At 63.5% G+C, this 2,934-nt stretch carries 5 protein-coding genes and 1 tRNA gene; 3 read left to right on the top strand and 3 right to left on the bottom strand.

Features of this window, described 5'->3' with window-relative positions; genetic code table 11:
* Positions 1 to 59: 59 nt before the first annotated feature.
* From WAQ08_RS14165 to WAQ08_RS14155, 3 genes are all read right to left on the bottom strand, one after another.
* Positions 60 to 362, bottom strand: a complete 303-nt coding sequence (locus WAQ08_RS14165; RefSeq protein ID WP_422192269.1) for a hypothetical protein — start codon at positions 360 to 362, stop codon at positions 60 to 62.
* A gap of 183 nt (positions 363 to 545) precedes the next feature.
* Positions 546 to 806 (bottom strand): SDR family oxidoreductase, encoded by a 261-nt coding sequence (locus WAQ08_RS14160; RefSeq protein ID WP_422192270.1) that lies wholly within the window; start codon positions 804 to 806, stop codon positions 546 to 548.
* Between the two features lie 115 nt (positions 807 to 921).
* Positions 922 to 995: transfer RNA gene (locus tag WAQ08_RS14155), tRNA-Leu, on the bottom strand.
* A gap of 215 nt (positions 996 to 1,210) precedes the next feature.
* On the opposite strand from WAQ08_RS14155, the gene WAQ08_RS14150 reads away from it, so the two are divergent.
* The 3 genes from WAQ08_RS14150 to WAQ08_RS14140 form a co-directional block, all read left to right on the top strand.
* On the top strand, positions 1,211 to 1,684 hold the full coding sequence (locus WAQ08_RS14150; protein ID WP_422192268.1) for an XRE family transcriptional regulator: 474 nt from the start codon (positions 1,211 to 1,213) through the stop codon (positions 1,682 to 1,684).
* A 2-nt stretch (positions 1,685 to 1,686) separates the two neighbouring features.
* Positions 1,687 to 2,202 (top strand): hypothetical protein, encoded by a 516-nt coding sequence (locus WAQ08_RS14145; RefSeq protein ID WP_422192267.1) that lies wholly within the window; start codon positions 1,687 to 1,689, stop codon positions 2,200 to 2,202.
* Positions 2,202 to 2,934: MAB_1171c family putative transporter (locus WAQ08_RS14140; protein WP_422192266.1), on the top strand; the 733-nt coding region annotated here is incomplete at its 3' end. The genes WAQ08_RS14145 and WAQ08_RS14140, both read left to right, overlap by 1 nt.

The following is a 2,934-nucleotide window of genomic DNA, read 5'->3' as shown; positions in this document are numbered from 1 at the left end:
GGGTCATACTTACCGATCGTAGGGCGGTGGCACGGCTACGCAACGCCTTTGATCCGTCGCTACAGTGGACGCGAGGTGATGTCCAGCCAGATTTGGAATTCCCTTTTCTCCCGGCGTCGTTGCGCGCGCTTAGCGTGCGACCGGTCCATGGCAAGCCGCAGGCCCTTCGCTTCAACCGAACCTCCGGCCCGGTAATCCCTTGATAACGAATGGGTTCCGTGAATTTTCGATATCGGCGGTGCCGCTTCTCGGTCCGGCATCCGAGTGGGGTGGGCGCGGCGCAGATTGGTCGCCACCACCTCGCACCCGGCGCCAACCAGTAGCACCACCAATGCCGCCATTTCGTACTCTGCGTACATCATGATGGCGCCTTCTCTCCGTGCCCACCACGCCGGCGCACGGCCTCGGCCTTCGTCGGCTGAGATTGTGATTTGTTGGCACTCTCTACGATCGTCCGCCTACCGGCGCAGCACCATAGCCCGAAGAGCGATATCTAGTCGCAGATAGATCGAGTTACTAGTGGGGCTCGATCCACAGAGCGGCGATCACACCTTCGTGGCACCCATATCGACAGTCAATTGCGTTGCGGTGACGGCACGCGACAAATCCGACGCCAGGTAGATCACCGCGTCGGAGATGTCGTCGACGGTCGCGGGAAATGGGTCGCTGAGCATGCAGCCGAATGGCATCAGGTAGGTCGGGTGATCAGTGAGCAACGTGCCGACGGTGGGATCCGCAGCGAGCACGGTGTCGACGCCCCACGGGTGGATGGAGTTGACCCTGATCTGGAACTCCGCGAGGTCGATGGCAGCCTCCGGTTCTTGCCGTCACCGAAACGCCGTGGAATCAGCAAACGTGCGGTTGTAGGTTTACTAGCGCCGACGGATTGCACGCAGCCGTCATCACAGCACCGAGGTTGGGTGCCCCCAGTCGGACTCGAACCGACACTTGGCGGATTTTAAGTCCGCTGCCTCTGCCAATTGGGCTATGGGGGCGGGCACCGACTCAACCGGCGCCGCCATGACGTTAGCGCCCGACGGTCCGACCGAGCGTAGCGGTCCGGCCGAGTCGTGCCACTGCTGCGCGGCAGCATTCAGTGGGCGCCATCCGCCGACCAAACAACACCACGCGGATCAACCATGCGTTGGAATCATGGGATACCACTCGTCTACGAGTTGAGACCGGCGGGCATCGATGCTTCACTGGACAGATGGCGACTTCGCCGACCACACCGATCAGCCAAGATACCCACGACACGGGCGTCAACCTGGCTGAGCGCATCAACGCGCTCTTCGACGCCCATCGGCGTCCCGATGGGCGGATGTGGACCAACGACGAAGTCGCAACCGCCCTCAAGAAGGCCCATCCCGATATCAAGGTCGGCGGCGCGTACCTCTCCGCGCTGCGTACCGGCAAGCGAGCGCGCCCCGGCATCGACCTGCTCGGTGCGTTGGCCGATTTCTTCCAGGTGCCGTTGTCGGCCATCACCGATCCGGCGCGGTCACACTCACTCGATGAGCGGCTCGGCGCACTCGATGAATCCGCCCGCGACGACGTTGAGCTGATTGCGTTACGTGCCATCGGCCTCAACAAGGAGAGCCTGGAAACCGTTGCCGCCGTACTGGATCACGTGCGCGCGCTGCAAGGCCTGCCGACCATCGCCCCCGCGAAAGCCGAACGGTAGTCATGGACGCGTCGTGTGGCGCGACAGTTCTGCGATCGACGCGCGAGCTCAAGGCGATTCACCGCGACTGCACACGCAAGCTCGTGGATTGGGGGCTGGACAAGCTCACCGCGGTCGACGACATCCGCGAGGTCGCCGGCCGGATCAGTGGGCGTGACATCCAGCTGCTGCCGTACCGCTTGTCAGGAAGCGGTGTGCACGGCATGTTGGTGCGAACGGGACCCACCGACTACGTGGTCTTCGACAGCGAGACCACCACGATGCACCGCGAGCACATCATCTTGCACGAGCTCAGCCATGTGCTGTGCGGCCACTCCGCCGCCGGCCACACTGGCCTGGGCGAAGTGCTGCGCCGGGAGAACTACCTGGACGACCAGGAGATCGAGGCTGAAACACTCGCCTCCATCATGGGACAACGGGTCAGACGCGGTGCGCCGCAATCCATCTCGATATCGAACGCCAACTTGGGACGCATTCTCGCTTCGCTGAGACTCGAGGGCAATTCGGCGACGCCGTGATGTCTTCAGTGGCCCGCTTGCTCGAAAACACGGCGTTCAGTTATGTGGTCTCCGCAGCGTTCATATGGGGCGCCGTCGTCGTGGTGGCGCTGGCCATCAGCCGTTCCCCGGTGCGGCCGCCCGCCTCCATAGCACTGCTGATGTCGTTCCTGTTCAAAGGAATTGCGGTCACGCTGTCCATTCCGAGCGTCTCGGTATTGCTGGACCGCGCGATCGGGGTGCACAACATCTGCCGACTCATCCTGAGCCTGACCGGGGGCATGGCCTGGACTGCGTGCGTCCTCGCGGTCATCACGTTCTGGGGAGAGCCCGGCCGGCGTGCCTATCGCAGATTGCGCCTGTGGATCGTCCTTGCCTGCCTGGTCGCCGTCGCCTTGATTGTCTGCTGGATCGTCGCCCCGGAGGCCGAACTCCCCGTGGATTTCTACGCCGCGCACGGCGACGATCCGCTCTGGGTCACCTACATGCTGCTCTACCTGAGCACGTATGCCCTTGGCGCAGTTGTCATTATCGTCCGTTGCCTGCAGTACGCCCGCTACCACGAGGTGGCCTGGCTGCGGCGCAGTCTGCTGCTCACCGCCGCCGGAGCCGCGCTGTGTCTGGTCTTCTGCCTGCTGCGCGCGGACTCGGCCATCTACGGCTTGCTCACCAACCGCAGCATGTCCTGGCAGCACCTGGCGCCATTCGTCGCCGCGGTGGGGCAGGTATTGATCGTCATAGGCCTTGCGGGAC

The organism is Aquabacterium sp., assembly GCF_049274795.1.
GTDB lineage: Bacteria > Pseudomonadota > Gammaproteobacteria > Burkholderiales > Burkholderiaceae_C > Aquabacterium.
This window is presented reverse-complemented; position numbering and strand designations above follow the sequence as displayed.

What these genes read in the sequence shown, in the direction of transcription:
- WAQ08_RS14145 (WP_422192267.1), top strand. Translation starts at nt 1,687, where the DNA reads ATGGACGCGTCGTGTGGCGCGACAGTTCTGCGATCGACGCGCGAGCTC.
- WAQ08_RS14165 (WP_422192269.1), bottom strand. Translation starts at nt 362, where the DNA reads ATGATGTACGCAGAGTACGAAATGGCGGCATTGGTGGTGCTACTGGTT.
- WAQ08_RS14150 (WP_422192268.1), top strand. Translation starts at nt 1,211, where the DNA reads ATGGCGACTTCGCCGACCACACCGATCAGCCAAGATACCCACGACACG.